At 59.0% G+C, this 19,141-nt stretch carries 17 protein-coding genes; 10 read left to right on the plus strand and 7 right to left on the minus strand.

The window, feature by feature from the left end; translation table 11 throughout:
* Positions 1-34 precede the first annotated feature (34 nt).
* On the plus strand, positions 35-3,718 hold the full coding sequence (locus PGR6_RS15900) for a hypothetical protein (RefSeq protein WP_064618232.1): 3,684 nt from the start codon (positions 35-37) through the stop codon (positions 3,716-3,718).
* A gap of 24 nt (positions 3,719-3,742) precedes the next feature.
* Here PGR6_RS15900 and PGR6_RS15905 read toward each other — a convergent pair whose 3' ends face one another.
* Positions 3,743-4,330: a LysE family translocator gene (locus PGR6_RS15905; protein ID WP_018929638.1), complete on the minus strand. Its 588-nt coding sequence runs from the start codon at positions 4,328-4,330 to the stop codon at positions 3,743-3,745.
* A gap of 241 nt (positions 4,331-4,571) precedes the next feature.
* Between PGR6_RS15905 and PGR6_RS15910 the strand changes: the two genes are divergently transcribed.
* Both PGR6_RS15910 and PGR6_RS15915 read left to right on the plus strand, forming a co-directional pair.
* Positions 4,572-4,784 (plus strand): DUF1059 domain-containing protein, encoded by a 213-nt coding sequence (locus PGR6_RS15910; protein ID WP_007937743.1) that lies wholly within the window; start codon positions 4,572-4,574, stop codon positions 4,782-4,784.
* Positions 4,785-4,964: 180 nt separating this feature from the next.
* The gene (locus PGR6_RS15915) at positions 4,965-5,585 is read left to right on the plus strand and encodes a LysE family translocator (RefSeq protein WP_064618234.1); all 621 of its coding nucleotides are present in this window, start codon (positions 4,965-4,967) and stop codon (positions 5,583-5,585) included.
* 3 nt (positions 5,586-5,588) lie between these two features.
* Here PGR6_RS15915 and PGR6_RS15920 read toward each other — a convergent pair whose 3' ends face one another.
* A complete protein-coding gene (locus PGR6_RS15920) occupies positions 5,589-6,002 on the minus strand; it encodes a VOC family protein (RefSeq protein WP_018929640.1) in 414 nt (137 codons plus the stop codon).
* Between the two features lie 126 nt (positions 6,003-6,128).
* Between PGR6_RS15920 and PGR6_RS15925 the strand changes: the two genes are divergently transcribed.
* The 4 genes from PGR6_RS15925 to PGR6_RS15940 all read left to right on the plus strand — a co-directional run bounded on the left by PGR6_RS15925 (position 6,129) and on the right by PGR6_RS15940 (position 9,337).
* A complete protein-coding gene (locus PGR6_RS15925; protein ID WP_064618236.1) occupies positions 6,129-7,211 on the plus strand; it encodes a bifunctional transcriptional activator/DNA repair enzyme AdaA in 1,083 nt (360 codons plus the stop codon).
* 45 nt (positions 7,212-7,256) lie between these two features.
* Positions 7,257-8,069, plus strand: a complete 813-nt coding sequence (locus tag PGR6_RS15930; protein WP_018929642.1) for an isocitrate lyase/PEP mutase family protein — start codon at positions 7,257-7,259, stop codon at positions 8,067-8,069.
* 74 nt (positions 8,070-8,143) lie between these two features.
* A complete protein-coding gene (locus PGR6_RS15935) occupies positions 8,144-8,761 on the plus strand; it encodes a DNA-3-methyladenine glycosylase family protein (protein ID WP_064618238.1) in 618 nt (205 codons plus the stop codon).
* 87 nt (positions 8,762-8,848) lie between these two features.
* Entirely contained in the window at positions 8,849-9,337 is a 489-nt protein-coding gene (locus PGR6_RS15940; protein WP_064618240.1) for a GFA family protein, read from the plus strand.
* Here the strand turns inward: PGR6_RS15940 and PGR6_RS15945 are convergent.
* From PGR6_RS15945 to PGR6_RS15955, 3 genes are all read right to left on the minus strand, one after another.
* Positions 9,334-10,620 (minus strand): ATP-binding protein, encoded by a 1,287-nt coding sequence (locus tag PGR6_RS15945; protein WP_064618242.1) that lies wholly within the window; start codon positions 10,618-10,620, stop codon positions 9,334-9,336. The genes PGR6_RS15940 and PGR6_RS15945 overlap by 4 nt on opposite strands.
* Positions 10,621-11,328, minus strand: coding sequence for a winged helix-turn-helix domain-containing protein (locus PGR6_RS15950; RefSeq protein ID WP_064621290.1), 708 nt, complete (start codon positions 11,326-11,328; stop codon positions 10,621-10,623). It abuts the gene before it with no gap.
* Between the two features lie 160 nt (positions 11,329-11,488).
* Entirely contained in the window at positions 11,489-12,097 is a 609-nt protein-coding gene (locus tag PGR6_RS15955) for a tRNA-(ms[2]io[6]A)-hydroxylase (protein WP_008010271.1), read from the minus strand.
* Positions 12,098-12,256: 159 nt separating this feature from the next.
* Here PGR6_RS15955 and PGR6_RS15960 point away from each other — a divergent pair, with 159 nt between their 5' ends.
* Entirely contained in the window at positions 12,257-13,120 is an 864-nt protein-coding gene (locus PGR6_RS15960; RefSeq protein ID WP_064618244.1) for a universal stress protein, read from the plus strand.
* A gap of 154 nt (positions 13,121-13,274) precedes the next feature.
* On the opposite strand, the gene PGR6_RS15965 is transcribed toward PGR6_RS15960, so the two are convergent.
* Complete coding sequence (locus PGR6_RS15965) at positions 13,275-13,745, minus strand: DUF1289 domain-containing protein (protein WP_007937731.1); 471 nt, start codon at positions 13,743-13,745, stop codon at positions 13,275-13,277.
* Between the two features lie 409 nt (positions 13,746-14,154).
* On the opposite strand from PGR6_RS15965, the gene acnB reads away from it, so the two are divergent.
* Entirely contained in the window at positions 14,155-16,764 is a 2,610-nt protein-coding gene (gene acnB / locus PGR6_RS15970; protein ID WP_018929654.1) for a bifunctional aconitate hydratase 2/2-methylisocitrate dehydratase, read from the plus strand.
* Between the two features lie 147 nt (positions 16,765-16,911).
* On the plus strand, positions 16,912-17,592 hold the full coding sequence (locus PGR6_RS15975; protein WP_064618246.1) for a glycosyltransferase: 681 nt from the start codon (positions 16,912-16,914) through the stop codon (positions 17,590-17,592).
* Between the two features lie 12 nt (positions 17,593-17,604).
* Here the strand turns inward: PGR6_RS15975 and PGR6_RS15980 are convergent, their stop codons facing one another.
* Complete coding sequence (locus PGR6_RS15980; RefSeq protein ID WP_064618247.1) at positions 17,605-18,885, minus strand: serine/threonine transporter; 1,281 nt, start codon at positions 18,883-18,885, stop codon at positions 17,605-17,607.
* Positions 18,886-19,141 lie beyond the last annotated feature (256 nt).

The following is a 19,141-nucleotide window of genomic DNA, read 5'->3' on the forward strand; positions in this document are numbered from 1 at the left end:
CTACAACCCAATATCAGAAGATGGAGCTTCTTACTTGAACACGCCGAACAACAACGTATTTCATTCCAGCAACCAACGCGAAAAACAATTAGTCATTGAAGCCATCGCCAACTTCCTCAGCGATGAAGACGTAATGGCAACCGTTGGATGGTCGTGGGATCGTGTATCAGTTACCTGTGACCCGAATTCCGACTTCTCCCAACTACATCGTCCAGCTACTACCTGCCTGGCGAGGCTCAGCCGGCAACCCGACTTCAAAAAAATCGCGGTCGAACAAGGCATCTCCCGAACAAACATCTTTCATGTCAATGAACACGGCCAACTCTTTTATTCCTATGACAACATCAGTACCCGTGAAACCAACGGTGAGCTGATCACTGTCAGCTTCTTCTCCGAGCGTAACGATATCGCCCATCACTTCACTGGCGTTGCCGATATCGATGAACAACTACGCCTCCTTTCAGGCAGTGCCAAGCTGACTGGCGGATGGGTGACGTCCACCGAAAAAATCACAATAAGTCAGTGGTTGCGTTTTCACAGCTTGCCACTCCCGGCCAGCGTGGAAAGTGCAAAAGAGTTAATTGATTTACTGAATGTCACCCCCCTTCCAGCACCGTCGCCCTATGGGAACTACTGGGAGTTGCTGAGCCCTCCCAAAGACTCACCGTTCGAACTCACGGAGAAAAATCGCGCCCTCATTCGCGATGTGATCGAGGAAGAAACCGGAGGCGAACTTCCTTTGGTTTCGCTTTATGGCCATGCGCTGAAACTTGAAAGCTTTTCCGCCGACAAACTGCCCACCAGCCAAGGTTACCGTCTGACACGGTTGATCGATATTGCAGTGTCGAGCGCGAATAATGGGCATGCGTTCATGACGGCATTAGGCTGGTTCGCTGATGAAAACGGCCCCAAGCCCACCGAGCAGTTCATCGAACAGCTGATGATTGCGGTGATGCTGCTTGACCTTGATCCGGAACTGGACAGCGCCAATACCTCGTTTGCAGGTTTTGACCTCTACTCGAAACGTCATTTGCTGCTTTCCCCCTCAGCGGTCCGCACGCAACTTGAACAGCATCTGGTCAGCCAACTCAAGCTCGACGCCATGATTGCCCCGCTCGTCGCGGAATGGGTCCTGAGTGGCATGGCGCCGGAATATCTTGCCGATGAACTGCCGTCCAATCTGCGTATTGGCACACCGGCGTGGGTCGTCTTCACCCAGGCCGTACACTTTGCCGAAGCGATCACCCCCGGTGTTTCCCGGAGCATGGCCTACCAACACCTGCTGGGGTTCGCCCGCGCATCGCAATTGACACCCGAGCTCAAAGCAGTGTTTGCCGCACACTCGGCTGACCCGGTGATCACCTGGGCGCTAATGAACGACCTGATCTCCCGGGATTCAGAGGGCAACCTCAATCAGCAAGCCGTTACGGTGGCGATGGATGAGTACAAGCAACATGCGGACATGATGACGAGCGCCTTGATTGATCTGGGCAAACCGCTGCCCCATCGCAAGGCGCTCGCGCTTAAAGAACTGAAATCCCAAGTGCCGGATTGTGACCCCGAGGAACTGTTGGTCAAACATCGCGGAACGGGCGGCGGCGCGGGAAGGCGAGTATCGGTTGTCGATCTTTACCTGGGCGATGAGCTTCACACCCGGGATTGGGATCGAGCCAAAGGCACCAGCATTTACGAGTCCTTTCCTGATCTGGCTGACATGTACCCCGTTGCGGATCAATTTCAGCAAGCGATCCACAATCATCACAACTCAATGACCGAAGCATTGGCGGCCATTATCAACGTTACCTTCTCGCAACTAAGCCCGACGGACAGGTCGTTCATTGAGGACGGCCACCTGGGTATCTATTGTGTTCAGGAATACACCACCACCCGATTTACCAATATTCCCAACCCGACGGGCGTAGTCAGACCCGCGACGCCCATCCCTGGGAAGACGGGCCGTTATGGCGTTCTCATTTGTGCGGTACTTGATTCAGAGCTTCGTTGTTATCAACTGTTTCCAATGAGGACGGAATGCGTATACAGCGAGGAACTTGGCGAAGTGTTTCGCCCTCTCTTCATGGCCAGTGGGTCCGCTGTAGCGACGTTTGTGAACCACAAACACCATTTGGAAGGCCGTCTGGATATACAGGCTTATCGAGCGAACACGGCCCCCCGCAGCTATTCCCGGTCCGCCTTTTTTATCCGCAAGATCGGAGAATTCAACCCATCGTCGGCCAGTGCAGGCACCCCCTCGCCGAACCGTTACTTTCGTTCCACGCGAAAAGAAGCAATCAGCGACCTTATTGCAAAAGAGAACCCCTATTTCACTGTAGATGAACTGATGCAACTGGGCCTCGATCAGACACGACGGGAAAAAGCGATTGAAAAGACCGACGCCATCTTCACATTCATTCTGAACCTGATCATTCCGTTCAAGGAATGCGTCGAGGAGCTTTCCTCGGGGGTTCCTGCCCGACAAAACCGCGCTATTCACGGCTGTGTCATGGACGCGGCGGCCCTCGCTGTTTCCTTTGCCGTCGTCGGCATTAAAGTTACCGCTATCAGCGCCAAGGCCACGACCCTGGTCTCCAAACTCCTTTCCACGTCCAAAGTTGTTGGCAGTACTGTCATCAGCCTTTTCAACCCCATTGACGGAGTGCCTCAACTGCTCAAGGGCGGCGGAAAACTATTGGCTCGGGGCGTGAAGAAACTAGGCGCTCATGCGCTCTCCACCCCGTATCTGGCTCGGCGGCAGTTGCGCTATCTGACGGGCGCGAACAGCTATGATCTGCTCCGGGCCATCAACCATACCGGCGCAGGCCCCCGGATTCGAATGTCGCTGGACACGGTTGCCCATGGTCGAGCGCTGTTCAAGGACGACAGCATTCAAACCGTTGAACAGATTGTGACCCGCCTGGGCAACAAGAACAGTCGACTGCCAGATGGCGCTCTGCCGTCCGAACTGGAGCATCTGTTCAACAATGCGCTTGTTGAATCGGCGCTCGGACTCAAGCAAGCGCAAGATCTGCAGGGATTGATCGGTCGAACGCCTGTTGAAGATCTTTTCAAGGCAGTCCTGGAAAAAGCTCAATACAGCTACACCAGCGCCCGCTCCGCATCCGGTGCTCAAGGTTACGCCGATACACTGGCAACCTTTGCCCAGGTCGAAGCGAAAAACGTCACCTACATGAAGAATTACCAACAAAACGTATTACAGCAAGACCTGGGCAAGGTACCGTTTAATCAGGTCATGCCAGAATCAGCCTTCAATCCAATGGGCTTTACCGATAACTCGCAAAGGGCCGGCGCCTGGATCGTCAATGGTTCTACCTCCCCTGGCAACGACCTCGACAGCATCGTTGCGGTACTGCGCGAGTACGCCGGCAATCAAAAAACACTGACTGATCCGACCGTGATCAAACAGCTGCATGCCCGTATCGCGCCAGCCACCTCGGACGTCGTGCGCGTGGGCGTCAATGACAAGAAATACGCTAGCAACATCAGTGGATTCGCCGCGATGGAACAACATCTGAAAACACTGAACTCCAGTCATGAGCATTTCGACAAACAGTTGCTGGCGACCGTCGTAGGTTTCCACGGTCTAGGCGACGGTAATGGCCGTACGGGTCGTGCCCTGTATGCCATCAGCCAGCTTCGAAACAACCGGTTCACACCGCTGACAAAACAAGAGTTCAGTTTGCTGCACGGACTCGATTAAGGTGAATGACTGAGGGTATGTTGCTTAGGAAAGCAACAAATACACCGCACTCAGCCCTAGCAACAATGCCATGAGCCGGTTGAACCATCGCATGCCTACAGGATTATTCAGATAACCCTGCAGGCATGTCCCGGCATACGCCCAACAGCCGACAGACACATAGCAGATCACCAGATACACCGCCGCAAACTGCCAGACCAGCCGCGCCTCACCGTCCGCGACGAACGCGCCCATGCCCGCTACACAGGCCAGCCAGGCTTTCGGATTGAGCCATTGCATCATCGCGCCATATAACATCGACGGCGCCCGGCGCGATTTATCCGCATCGATGCGACCATCGTCCGCCGCCAGTTTCCAGGCCATGAACAACAGAAACGCAACACCCGCCAGTTGCACCACTTGCGTCAGCGCCGGCCACAACCGCAATACTTCATGCAACCCCAATCCCATCAATACCAGCAATAAAACGAAACCCAGCGTTGCTCCGGCGACATGTCGCTGACTGGCGCGAAAACCGAACTGCGCCCCCGAGCTCAACGCCACAATGTTCACCGGCCCCGGTGTAATGGAAGCGACCAAGGCAAACGCCGCCATGGAAAGAATCAGACTCATTGCATACCTTCTTCAATTCAGTTGAACCAGGGCTCAAGGTAAAGAGCCTGGGAAATGCTGTATTGAAGAAAACAACCCTTGCCTGTTCCGCGATGCATGTCGCGCCCTGTAGGTTGCAAGACTGTCACGAGGCACCTTATGGCGGGCCTATACTTCAAGAGTCGGCACACTCGATGCGGGGCGCGTCGAGTGATCGTTCACGCAGGCCACAGCCTGCCTTCATCGTAGGGAGGAGAAGATCATGGCGCGTAAATACATCGACTGCCGCGAGTTCCCAAGCGCGTCCAAATGCTCGGTCGCCCTGTCCGCAGACTCTGAAAACGAACTGCTGGAGGCCGCGGCACAGCATGCGGTCAGTGTTCACAAGCACACCGATTCACCAGAACTGCGTGCTCAACTGAAGACAATGTTCCACGACGGCACCCCGCCCGTAGAAGCACCGCGTCCGGCGTAGCGCAAAAAGCGCAAAAAGGGACAGACCACGATTCAAGGCAGATGCCGAACAATCGTGGTCTGTCCCGTGTTTTTCTGTCCCGTGTTTTTCTCTGTACGGCTATTTGCATCCACCGCTGTATGGGCCAAATCACCAACCACCCGTGATAAAAATACCGCTCTCGTTCCTGGAGCCCCGTTCATGGACCTCGCCACCCTCCTCCTGTTTTTGCCGGCCTGCTTCGCCCTGAACATGACCCCCGGCCCAAACAATCTGTTGTCGGTCAGCAACGCCACCCGTTATGGCTATCGTCGCGCCTGTGTGGCCGGCGTCGGGCGTTTGCTGGCGTTTGCCGGGATGATTGGCCTGGCCGCCGCCGGATTGTCGGTGGTGCTGAAAACCTCGGAATGGCTGTTCTACGCGATCAAGATCATCGGTGCCGCTTACCTGTTGTACCTGGCGTGGCAACTGTGGCGTGCCAATCCCGAGGCCGAGCAGCACGTCACCGGCACGCCGGTGGGGATCCTGGCCCTGGCGCGGCAGGAGTTTCTGGTGGCAGCGGGTAATCCCAAGGCCATTTTGCTGTTCACCGCCTTCCTGCCGCAGTTCGTCGACCCGACCCAGGCGGTGGCGCCACAATTCGCGGTGCTCGGCGCGTTGTTCCTGCTGCTGGAATGGATTGCCATCAGCGCCTACGCCTACATGGGCCTGCACATGCGCCGCTGGTTCGCCGAACCACGGGGCAAGCGGATGTTCAACCGTTGCTGCGCGGGGTTGCTGTCGGCGGCAGCTTCGGTGCTGTTGATGGCGAAACGGGCCTGACCTTTACGCTTGGGACGGTCCTTTCAGTTCGACCTGGTTGCCGTCCGGATCGAAGCAATAGATCGACAGCCCGTTGCCTTCGGCACCAAAACGCACGGCGGCTTTCTCGGGTTTCAGGCCGAAGGACTGCAAGTGACTGACCAGCGCATCCTCGTCAAACGGTTCGATGCGCAGGCAGAAGTGATCGACGTTGCGCCGTTCGCGACCAGCGGCAGCCCCGCCCGTGCGGCCGAGTTCGCCCTGGATATCGACGAGGTCGATCATCGAGGTGCCCGCACGCAAATGCACCAGGCCCAGATCGTCGCGGCGCTTGACCAGTTCGGCGCCGAGTACCTCGCCGTAAAACGCGATGCTGCGTTCGAGGTCCTCGACGCGCAGGACGATGTGATCGATGTGTTTAATCGTGAATGCTTGCATTGGGATGGATTCCTGAAAATATCGTTTACAGCATTGCCGGTGACCCGATGACTGTAGCTCAGGGTACAAAAATTCTCTGTCGATTTTCCGGTAGAGGCGCCAGGCAACGCGGCTTATGCTCAGCCCATGAACCTACAAAACGCTGTGCTTCCGCCCCACGCCGAGATGGTTCGCGCCATGCTCGAACGCGACACCGCCTACGAGGGGGTGTTCTTTACCGCGGTCAAAACCACCGGCATCTTCTGCCGCCCCAGTTGCACGGCGCGCAAGCCGAAGCCGGAAAACGTCGAGTTCTTCGCCCATGCCGATGAGGCGATGTCGGCGGGTTATCGGGCCTGCCTGCGGTGCAAGCCGCTGGACGCCGCGGCCATTGCGCCGGACTGGGTGCAACGACTGCTGAAATCCGTCGACGCCGACCCCGACCAGCGCTGGACCGATGCCCAATTGCTCGCCGAGGGCATCGAGCCGCTGAAACTGCGGCGCTGGTTCAAGCAGCATTTCGGCATGACCTTTCATGCCTGGTTGCGCAGCCGACGCCTGGGCATCGCCCTCGGTGGCATCAAACAGGGCGACTCCATCGACAACGCGGCGTTCGATTCCGGCTATGAATCCTTGAGCGGTTTTCGCGATGCGTTTCAAAAGTCATTCCACATCACCCCCGGTCGCGCCGCCCACAGCGAGCCGTTGCTGTTCACCCGATTGACCACGCCACTGGGACCGATGATCGCCATGGCCGAACGGCGTGGGCTGGTGCTATTGGAGTTTCTCGACCGACCGGCATTGACCAAGGAAATCGAAGAACTGCAGAACCATTATGGCTACGCCGTGGCCCCGGGACACAACGGACATTTACAGCAGATCGAAGAGGAACTGGCGCAATACTTCGCCGGCAAACGGAGCGAATTCAACGTGCCCCTGCACCTGCCCGGCAGCGCGTTCGCCAAGCAGGTGTGGAGCGAATTGATGAAGATCCCCTACGGCCAGACCAGCACCTATGGCGCGATTGCCGCGCAACTGGGCAAGCCCGGCGCCAGTCGCGCCGTGGGCATGGCCAACGGACAAAACCGTCTGGCGATCGTGCTGCCCTGTCATCGGGTGATCGGCGCAGACGGTTCGTTGACCGGCTATGGTGGTGGACAACCGCGTAAAGCGTTTCTGCTCAGGCTGGAAAGCGCCGCGGTGCAAATCACCCAACAACTGGCATTCTGATCACTCCATTGTTTTTCAATAAAAAGTCATAAGGAGGGACATTCAATGGACACACTCGACACTCAATTCCATCAACTGCACCAGAGCGGGCTGTTGATTCTGACCAACGTCGCCGACGCCACCGGGGCGCGACTGGTGGAACAGCTGGGCAGCAAAGCCGTGGCCACCAGCAGCGCAGCGGTGGCCTGGGTGCATGGTTATCCGGATGGCAACACCTTGCCGCTTGAGCGGCTGGTTTCCACCGTCGAATCCATCGCCCGGGTCATCAGCGTGCCGTTGAGCGTGGACATTGAGGCGGGTTATTCCGATGACCTGGAGCGAGTTGCGCAAGTGGTCGACGCGGTGATCGCCGCCGGTGCCGTGGGGATCAATATCGAGGACGGTGCTGCCTCGCCCGACCTGCTGGCCCGCAAGATCGAAATCGCGCGCCAGGTTGCCAATCGCCGGGATGTGAAGCTGTTCATCAATGCCCGCACTGACGTGTACCTCAGGGGCCTGGTGCCGGCCGAAGATCGCGTCGCCGAGACGCTCAAACGCGCCGCGTTGTATCAGGCGGCCGGTGCCGACGGACTGTTCGCCGCTGGCGTCACGGCGGCGTACGAGATCGACGCCCTGTGCCACGGCACGACGCTGCCGCTGAACGTGCTCGGCTTCCCGGGCCTGCCTTCGCCTGAAGAACTGCAAGCCCTTGGCGTGCGCCGTTTGAGCGCCGGCTCGGGCATCGCCGAATTCCTCTACGGCGCCATGGCCGGCCTGGCCAAAAGCTTTCTGCAAACCGGCACGCTCGACAGCAGTCACCTCAAGGCCTTCACCTACAGCCAAGTGAACGCCCTGCTGGCCCCGACCGGCAAAGTTTGACCGCAAGCAATGGAGTGCGGCGCTGCGGGGAGACGACTAGTCTTCCCGCAGCCACCCGCCCCTCAGGATGCTCCATGCCCGACACCTATCAACTGGCCAGCCAATTCCTCTCGGCCCTCGATGCCGACTGGCAGCGCCACATCAGCGCCATCGGCCCTTGCCTGCATCAACCCCATGCGGCGCGCGATCCTTATGAGTCGCTGGTGCGGGCGATTGCCTATCAGCAACTGCATGCAAAGGCTGGCGATGCGATTGTCGGCCGGCTGCTGGCATTGTTTCCCGCGAGCACCTTCCCCAGACCCGAGCAGATCCTGGCGACCGACTTCGAGCAGATGCGCGGTTGCGGCTTTTCCGCCAGCAAGATCGCAACCATTCAGGGCATCGCCCAGGCGGCTCTGGACGGCGTGGTGCCGGACTACGCCACGGCGCTGGCGATGGACGATGAAGCGTTGATCGAGCGTTTGATCACCTTGCGCGGAGTGGGCCGCTGGACCGTGGAAATGCTGCTGATCTACAGCCTGGAGCGGCCAGACGTTTTGCCGGCCGATGACTTCGGGGTGCGTGAGGGTTATCGCCGGATGAAGGGGCTGGAACAACAGCCGAGTCGCAAGCAGATGATTGATATCGGGTTGGCATGGAGCCCTTATAGGACGGTGGCGTCGTGGTATTTGTGGCGGGTGCCTAACCGGTAGACCGCGACAACGCAGGCATAAATTCAAGTGCAGAAACGCTTACGGTCTAGTCTGTCTTGAGTCATCCCAACCCCGTCGGAGGCTCCCATGCAGCTCGAAGGCTCCTGCCATTGCGGCGCGGTGTCGTTCAGCCTGACCAGCGCCCACCCCTACCCTTATCAGCGTTGCTACTGCCCCATCTGTCGCAAGACCCAGGGCGGTGGCGGTTATGCGATCAACCTGGCGGGCGACGCCCAGAGCCTCAAGGTGCGTGGTCGCAAGCACATCTCGATTTACCATGCGCGGCTCAAGGACGAAGGCGATAAGCGCGCCCGGCGCAGCACCGCCGAGCGGCATTTCTGTTCCCGGTGCGGCTCTGGATTATGGCTGTTCAGCCCTGAATGGCCGGAGCTGATTCACCCGTTTTCCTCGGCCATCGACACCCCGTTGCCGGTGCCGCCCGAGCACACGCACCTGATGCTCGGCTCCAAGGCGCCGTGGGTGGAAGTTGAGGTGCATCCGGGGGACCAGCAATTCGAGGTCTACCCGGTAGAATCCATTGCCCAGTGGCATGAACGCCTGGGCTTGAGCCGCTAATCCAAATGCGCCCAGGTCATGCGAAACGACGCCCCGCCCCACGGAGAATCCGCCACTTCCACTTGCCCGCCATGGGATTGAGACACCCGCCGCACCAGCGCCAGGCCCAGGCCGAAACCACCGGTGCGGCGGTCGCGGCTGGCATCGAGGCGCGAGAACGGTTCGAAGATTTTCTCCCGCCCGTCCAGCGGCACGCCCGGCCCATCATCGTTGACCTGCACTTCGTAATGATCACCGGTGCGTACCAACGACACTTCCACCCGCTGATCGGCATAACGAATGGCATTGCGCAGCAAATTGATCACTGCCCGGGCCATGAAGCGCGGTTCGATACGAACTTCGTCAACCTGACATTCGACAATCAGCAATTGCACCCCGGCGGCTTCAGCCTCCAGCGTCACGCTGCCCACCACGCTGTCTAACCAATGGCTGGCCTGAATGTTCTCCCGAGTAATCACCGTGGCACCGCGTTCAAGGCTGGCGTACGTCAGCAACTCGGAAACCATTTCTTCCAGCTCGCCGAGGTCGGCGTACATGTCGGCGATCAACTCGCGGCTCTGGGTTGGGTCGGGCTGTTGCTTGAGTTGGTCGAGTTCGAACGACAACCGCGCGATGGGTGTGCGCAGCTCATGGGACACCGCGTTGGTCAGCTCGCGCTGGTTGGCGATCAGTCCCTCGATGCGCGCGGCCATCAGGTTGAAGTGTTCGGCCAGGTCACGAATGTTCGAGCGCTTGGACAACTGGATACGCGCCGACAGGTCGTTATCGCCAAAGCGTTCGGCGGCCAGGCGCAGTGTCTCCAGATCGCGCCAGTGCGGGCGCACCCAGAAAAACAACACAAAACCGATCATCACCGCGATCATCAGATAGGCCGCGGCAATGTAGAACGGCATCAGACTCGGCTCGGCCGGCAGCTTGATGCTGAGCAACTGCGAACCGTCGTCAATGCGCGAGATGAACTGCGTGTACTTGTCGCGCATCACCAGCAGGCCCTGGGTCAACTCGGCTTGTTCCTGATCGGTCAGAGACAATTGATCGGTCTCGACCAGAGCCAGGCCCAAACCGTAGTGAGGGCGTATGGCTTCCAGCTGTCGCTCCCGGGCCGGACTGTCCAGGCCGCGCAATTGCTCGACCAGCGACCAGGCCTGACCACGCACCGCCTCTTGGTTGTAGCTGCGCATCTGACCGTCGAGCAGCGCATCGAACGTGCGCTCGACGGTTTGCAGCCCCAGTACCAGGCCAACCGTCATCACCAGAAACAGTCCCAAAAATAACCGCAGCATCTACAGCTCCCACGCAAACGGATTGAACAGATAGCCCTTGCCCCACACGGTCTTGATGCACACCGGTTCGCGCGGGTTGTCCTTGAGCTTGCCGCGCAGTTTGCTGATGTACACGTCGACGCTGCGGTTGAGGCCGTCGAAGGCGATACCGCGCATGCGGTTGAGGATGTCGTCGCGGGACAGCGTCTTGCCGGCAGCGCTGGCCAGCAACCACAGCAGTTCGAATTCCATGGTGGTGAGCTCGATGCCCTCGCCCGCCAGGCGCACTTCGCGGCAACTGCGATCGATGCTCAGATGACCGAATTCCAGTGAGCTGCACACACTGCTGTCCGGCATCTGACGGCGTTGCAAGGCACGCAGACGAGCGAGCAGCACGGGGGGCTTGATGGGTTTGATCACGTAGTCGTCGGCACCGGATTCCAGGCCGAGAATGTGATCGAGGTCGTCTTCCTTGGCGGTGAGAATGACGATGGGGGTGTCGGATACGCTGCGGATTTCGCGGCACACGTGCAGGCCGCTCTGGCCCGGCAACATCAGGTCGAGTACGACGATTTTCGGCTTGAATTCAAGGAAAGCGGCTACCGCGAGATCTCCGCGGTGTACCTCGCGGACTTCAAAACCGTGTTGGGACAGGAAATGCGCAATCAGCCCGGCGAGCTTCTCGTCGTCTTCCACCAGCAATACTTTGCCAAAACCCAGACTCTCCATGATGACCGTCTGCCAACCCTTGAATGAAATGGCCGGCATTATGGCGCCAATCGGTGAAGGGACAGTTATCGCAGACAGCAAAAACCGGCCATGGAAGCCGGTTTTTGGCGATGTTTCATTCTTTTAAGAGTTTTTTACAATTATTGAAGATTACACGTTGTCACGCCGCGACCGGCACACCACTGTGAAACCTGAACTCCACATCCGGCGACTCGATCAACGCCTGTTCGGCGTCGCGCACCTTGTCGATCACCTGGGCGATGTCCTTGGCGTCACCGTATTGATAGGCCAGTTTCAGATACCCCTGGAAATGCCGGGCCTCGCTTTTCAGCAGGCCGAAATAGAACTTGCCCAGCTCCTCATCCAGATGCGGCACCAACGCCTCGAAACGCTCGCAACTGCGGGCTTCGATGAACGCGCCGACCACCAGCGTATCCACCAGCTTCACCGGCTCGTGGCTGCGCACCACTTTGCGCAGCCCCGAGGCGTAACGCCCGGCGGACAGCTGGCGCAGTTCAATCTTGCGCTTTTTCATCAGGCGCATGACCTGCTCGTGGTGCACCAGCTCTTCCCGGGCCAGACGCGACATCAGGTTGATCAGATCGACGTGGGAGTGATACTTGGCAATCAGGCTCAACGCCGTGCTGGCCGCCTTGAATTCGCAGTTTTTGTGGTCGATCAGCAGCGTTTCCTGATCGGCCAGCGCGGCCTGGACCCAACCGTCGGGCGTGCGGCAGCCGAGGAACTCGTGAATTTCGGGAAGGATCATGGGGCTCACGGATAAAAGGTTCAAAACGAAGGGCGCCGATTATACCGGCCTGCCGACAGACCACCAGTCGCCACCGTTGATATGCATCAAGTCGCGAATGCCCGACCAGCAACTATAGTTGTCCAACGCAGTGTTTTTACCTTCCTGGAGATCCCGATCATGCAAGCCATTCGCAGCATTCTGGTGGTCATTGAACCCGAACACTCGGAAAGCCTGGCGCTCAAACGGGCCAAATTGATCGCTGGCGTGACCCAGGCTCATCTGCACCTGCTGGTCTGCGATAAAAAGCATGATCACAGCGCGATGCTCGGCGTGCTCAAGGCGGCCCTGCTGGCGGACGGGTACAACGTCACCACCGAGCAAGCCTGGAACGAAAGCCTGCACGACACCATTATCGATGTGCAGCAGGCTGAAGGTTGCGGGCTGGTGGTCAAGCAGCATTATCCCGACAGCCCACTGAAAAAGGCCCTGCTGACCCCGGCGGACTGGAAACTGCTGCGCTACTGCCCGACTCCGGTGCTGCTGGTGAAAACCGCCAAACCCTGGACCGGTGGCGTGATCCTGGCGGCCATCGATGTCGGCAACATGGACGGCGAACACCGCACCTTGCATGCCAGCATCATCGATCATGGCTACGACATTGCCAGCTTGGCCAAGGCCCATCTGCACGTGATCAGCGCCCATCCGTCGCCGATGCTGTCGGCGGCCGACCCGACGATGCAGCTCAAGGAAACCATCGAGGCCCGTTACCGCGAGCAGTGCCAGGCGTTCCAGGCCGAGTTCGACATCGACGACGACCACCTGCACATCGAGGAAGGCCCGGCGGATGTATTGATTCCGTTCATGGCCCATAAGCTGGGGGCCTCCGTGACGGTAATCGGCACGGTGGCGCGGACCGGGTTGTCCGGGGCGTTGATCGGCAATACGGCGGAAGTGGTGCTCGATGCGCTGGAAAGCGATGTGCTGGTGCTCAAGCCGGACGAGATCATGGATCATCTGGAAGAGATCGTGACCCGGCATTGAGGCCACGAAGACTTGTGGCGAGGGAGCTTGCTCCCGTTGGGTTGCGAAGCGACCCCAAGTCGGTCGGCGCAGTGTGTCAGACAAAAATCATTGGCCGATTGACGACTGCTGCGCAGCCGAACGGGAGCAAGCTCCCTCGCCACAGGTTAAGCAATCAGCCGCCGAAGGCGTCTTTTAGGAACCCCGGCGCAATGTAGCGCTGGTAATGCGCTTCCGAGAGCAGGAAAAATTCCCGATCAATGGCATCGCGCAATTCCGGCAGGTTCCAGTCGCGGAACTCCGGCAGCAGCACCATTCCGTAGGCTTCCAGATTATTGATGACCCGCGCGCCCCGGGCGATCAACTGATAAGCCCAGCAATACTCCGACTGATGCGGCACAAAGCGGATCTTGCGCTGTTCCAGCTGCATTCTCAGCAGCGCGGGATCGAAAATTTCTACCTTGGCAGCCATCACCTGCGACAACAGCTGCTCAAGCCGCAACCACACCGCGCGTTTTTCTTCCTCGTTGTAACCGTTCCAGTGGATCACTTCGTGATGGAAACGCTTGCAGCCACGGCACACCAAATCACCGTAAACAGTGGAGCAGAGGCCGACGCAGGGGGTCTTGATGGTCTGATTGGGCATAGGTAGACAAAACACGGGAAAGCAGAACAGGTCGGCATGTTAGCCCTTTGTCTAACATTCATCACCCCTCAAAATTCGGGGGCTAACTTACCTTTAAATTTTTTTTGCCGTAGAATCAGCCAGCCTTTTAAGGCGCCAATGTCCGTTAAGAAGCTGTTTTCAAAGCGTCACGAGCACAGTCGTTCCTTCAGAGCGGTGTTGGCGAAGGGTTTTTCCAGCGGGGAAAAGCCCAACGCCAACCCTCATCAGCTCCCCGTTCTGCAGGCGTAAAACTTTGAAAGCAGCTTCTGTAAGGAATTGCCGGTAATTCTGGCTAAGCGGCCCACAACGCCACGCAGCGCATGAGTACGGTAATTTCGGGATGAGCGTCCCGGACACCCATTTGGGACCACTGATGAGGGTAATAACTGTGCTTGAAGCCTACCGCAAACATATCGAAGAGCGCGCAGCACTGGGTATCGTTCCCCAGCCGCTTAACGCCGAACAAACTGCAGGCCTGGTCGAGCTGCTGAAGAATCCCCCGGCTGGCGAAGAAGCTTTCCTCGTTGACCTGATCACCAATCGCGTTCCGCCAGGAGTGGACGAAGCCGCCTATGTAAAGGCCGGTTTCCTGTCTGCCCTCGCCAAGGGCGAAGCCAAATCCCCTCTGATCGACAAGAAGCGCGCTGTTGAACTGCTCGGCACCATGCAGGGCGGCTACAACATCGTGACCCTGGTAAACCTGCTGGACGACGCCGAACTGGCGCCAGTGGCTGCCGAAGAACTCAAGCACACCCTGCTGATGTTCGATGCCTTCCACGACGTGGCTGAAAAAGCCAAGAACGGCAACGTTCACGCCAAAGCCGTGCTGCAGTCCTGGGCTGACGGCGAGTGGTTCAAGAAGCGCCCGGTGCTGGCCGACAAGATCAGCCTGCGCGTCTTCAAGGTGACCGGCGAAACCAACACCGACGACCTGTCCCCTGCTCCAGACGCCTGGTCGCGTCCAGACATCCCGCTGCACGCCCTGGCCATGCTGAAAATGGCCCGTGACGGCATCGTTCCGGACGAGCAAGGCAAGACCGGCCCGATGAAGCAGATCGAAGAAATGCGCGGCCAGGGCTTCCCTATCGCCTACGTCGGTGACGTGGTCGGTACCGGTTCCTCGCGTAAATCCGCTACCAACTCGGTACTGTGGTTCTTCGGCGACGACATTCCTTACGTGCCTAACAAGCGCGCTGGCGGTTTCTGCTTCGGCAGCAAAATCGCTCCGATCTTCTACAACACCATGGAAGATGCCGGCGCACTGCCAATCGAGTTCGACGTTTCCAACATGAACATGGGCGATGTGATCGACCTGTACCCGCATGCTGGCAAAGTCACCAAGCACAACAGCGACGAAGTCCTGACCACCTTCGAAATGAAGACCCCGGTTCTGCTGGACGAAGTCCGCGCCGGCGGCCGTATTCCGCTGATCATCGGCCGTGGCCTGACCGAGAAGGCTCGCGCCGAACTGGGTCTGCCACCGTTCGACCTGTTCAAGAAGCCTGAAGCACCGGCCGAAAGCACCAAGGGCTTCACCCTGGCGCAGAAAATGGTCGGCAAGGCTTGCGGCCTGGCAGAAGGCAAAGGCGTTCGTCCTGGCACCTACTGCGAACCGAAGATGACCACCGTGGGTTCCCAGGACACCACCGGTCCAATGACCCGTGACGAACTGAAGGACCTGGCGTGCCTGGGCTTCTCCGCTGATCTGGTGATGCAGTCCTTCTGCCACACCGCGGCTTATCCAAAGCCGATCGACGTGACCACCCACCACACCCTGCCTGACTTCATCATGACCCGCGGCGGCGTTTCCCTGCGTCCGGGCGACGGCATCATCCACTCGTGGCTGAACCGCATGCTGCTGCCAGACACCGTGGGTACCGGTGGCGACTCGCACACCCGTTTCCCGATGGGCATCTCGTTCCCGGCCGGTTCCGGTCTGGTCGCGTTCGCCGCAGCCACCGGCGTCATGCCGCTGGACATGCCGGAATCGATCCTGGTGCGCTTCAAAGGCAAAATGAAACCTGGCATCACCCTGCGTGACCTGGTTCATGCCATTCCTTACTTCGCCATCCAGAATGGCTTGCTGACCGTCGAGAAGAAAGGCAAGAAAAACGCCTTCTCCGGCCGCATCCTGGAAATCGAAGGCCTGGAAGGCCTGACGCTGGAACAGGCTTTCGAGCTGTCCGACGCATCGGCCGAACGTTCGGCTGCCGGTTGCACCATCAAGCTGTCGAAAGAGTCGATCACCGAGTACCTGCAGTCCAACATCACCCTGCTGCGCTGGATGATCGGCGAAGGCTACGGCGATGCACGTACCCTGGAGCGTCGCGCTCAAGCGATGGAAGCCTGGATCGCCAACCCGCAACTGATGGAAGCCGATGCCGACGCCGAATACGCCGAAGTCATCGAAATCGATCTGGCGGACATCAATGAGCCTGTGCTCTGCGCACCGAACGATCCGGACGACGCCCGTCTGCTCTCCAGCGTTGCTGGCGAGAAGATCGACGAAGTGTTCATCGGTTCGTGCATGACCAACATCGGTCACTTCCGCGCTGCCGGCAAGTTGCTGGAACAGGTCAAAGGTCAGCTGCCAACCCGTCTGTGGCTGTCGCCGCCGACCAAAATGGACGCTCACCAGCTGACCGAAGAAGGCTACTACGGCATCTACGGCAAGGCCGGCGCACGCATGGAAATGCCGGGCTGCTCGCTGTGCATGGGTAACCAGGCACGTGTAGAGCCGAACTCCACCGTGGTGTCGACGTCGACCCGTAACTTCCCGAACCGTCTGGGTGACGGCGCGAACGTCTACCTGGCTTCGGCCGAGCTGGCGTCCGTTGCGTCCATCCTGGGTCGCCTGCCGACCGTCGAGGAGTACATGGAATACGCTGGCAAGATCGACAGCATGGCGGCCGACGTTTACCGCTACCTGTCCTTCGACCAGATCGCCGAGTTCCGTGAAGCTGCTGCGAACGCCAACATCCCGGTCGTTCAAGCCTAACGCTACAAAGCCATAAAAAACGCCGCCCATCGTGAGATGAGCGGCGTTTTTTTATGCCTGACGCCGATTACCCAGCTATCTTTGCCTGATGTCGGCACCAGGACGGCGTGCCACGAGGCCCCACGGGCCTTATCTCAAGGAGGAGTCATGCGGGTCATCCTGATCGCCATCGGTTCGCCCGGTGACGTTTTCCCCTTCATTGGCCTGGCCAATGCGCTGAACCTGCGCGGTCATCGCGCGACCTTGTGCAGCCTGCCGGCGTTCAAAGCCACCGCCGAACAGTACGGGCTGGAATTCGAGCCGTTAGGCCAGCAAACCTGCGACGACACGCCCCGCCCGCGAGACTCGAAAAGCGCTTTGGCAGAGCAGTGGAACGCAGTCTCGCACCTGCTCGAACCGACCTATGACTACATCGCAGCGCGGCGCCATGAGGATATCGTGGTGGTGGGCTCGTTTTGGGCGTTGGGCGCACGTGTGGCCCAGGAGACGTTCGGCATTGCCTACCTTTCGGTACAGATTTCACCGTTCTTGCGCGAGGTCCATCGGCTGGCGCTGGACCAGCTCTGTGCGCCATCACTTAACGCCTTGCGCGCCAGAAAGGGCCTGAGCGGGACGGTTCAGCACGTTATGAGCCAATGGATGCATTCGCCGGACGGCGTGATCAGCTTCTGCCCCGAGTGGTTCGCACCGCAGCAAGCTTCTGCGCCGGCCACGCTGTGCAAGGCCTGCGAAAAAGCCGTTGCGGCTATCGAGCATTGCCGCCAGCGAACCAAAGGTCGTCTGGCCGGGCATTCGAAGGGAGCGATCAACCGGGGCAGCTCCGATTGATCGCCCGCTGTTTCAGGCGCTGAGCGAGTAGATCAACGCCGAAATGGCCACCAGGCCCACCAGCGTCACGAAGACGTTGGAGGCTTGGCCACGGTAACGCGCCATCGCCGGTACTTTGCGGATCGCGTACATCGGCATCAGGAACAGAATCGCCGCGATGACCGGGCCACCGAGGGTTTCGATCATGCCGAGAATGCTCGGGTTCAGGGTCGCGACGACCCAGCAGACCACCAGCATGAACGCTGCGGTCATGCGGTCCAGGGTCTTCGGCGCCGGGCGTTTGCCGCTCTTGACGATCAAGCCCTTCAAGCCTTCGCTTGCGCCGATGTAGTGGCCCAGGAATGACTTGGAAATGGCCACGAAGGCAATCAACGGCGCCGCGAAGGCGATGGTCGGGTTGCTGAAGTGGTTGGCCAGGTACGACAGGATCGACAGGTTCTGTGCCTTGGCTTCCGCCAGTTGCGCCGGCGACAGGGTCAACACGCAGCTGAAGACGAAGAACAGCACCATCACCACCATCAAGAGGTGGGCGCGGGACAGGATCTGCGAACTGCGCTCTTGGGCATGCGTGCCGTAGCGACGTTTCTGGTCCACCGCGAACGCCGAAATGATCGGCGAATGGTTGAACGAGAACACCATCACCGGAATCGCCAGCCACAGGGTGTGCAGCAGCGCCGACGACTCAGGCAGCGTGGACGCGGTGCTGAGGATGCCGCCATTCCAGTGAGGAATCAGGAACACCGCCAGGAACAGCAGCGCGACGATGAACGGATACACCATCAGGCTCATGGCCTTGACGATCACCTGCTCACCGCAACGCACCACCGCCAGCAGGCCGAGAATCAGCACGAACGACAGCACGGCGCGCGGTGGCGGCATGATGTGCAGCTGATGTTCGAGGAAACTGCCCACGGTGTTGGTCAGGGCCACGCTGTAGATCAGCAGGATCGGGAAGATCGCGAAGAAATACAACAAGGTGATCAGCGCACCGGCCTTAATGCCGAAATGTTCTTCCACCACTTCGGTGATGTCTGCACCTTCACGACCGGACAGCACAAAGCGGGTCAGGCCACGGTGCGCGTAAAACGTCATGGGGAACGCCAGCAATGCCAGGATCAGCAACGGCCAAAAGCCGCCCAGCCCCGCGTTGATGGGTAAAAACAGGGTACCGGCCCCGATTGCCGTGCCAAACAGGCCCAGCATCCAGGTGGTGTCATGGCGATTCCAGCTTTCGAGGCTCGCTGGTGTCGCCGCTACATAGCGTTCGTCGACGCTATTGGCCTGATCATTCATCCGGTCGGATCTCCGCTTTCCGGTCACTTGCCACTCGGTCAGGACGCGTCGGAAAAAACCGACAGACATGCTCCGGCCGAAACAGGGGCGGGATTCTCCGCGATAAACGAGCAGAAGCAAAGGCTTAGCTGAGCAATGGTTGTGCGGAGCAGATCAAAGGCCTGTCGCTTTTAGAAAAATAATTGTCGGCAGCGGGTATGCGATGTGTCGTTTTCTGACACGCTTCAGTAAACCCTAATGTACGGTGTGCCTGACG

Origin of the sequence: Pseudomonas sp. GR 6-02 (assembly GCF_001655615.1) — a bacterium.
GTDB lineage: Bacteria > Pseudomonadota > Gammaproteobacteria > Pseudomonadales > Pseudomonadaceae > Aquipseudomonas.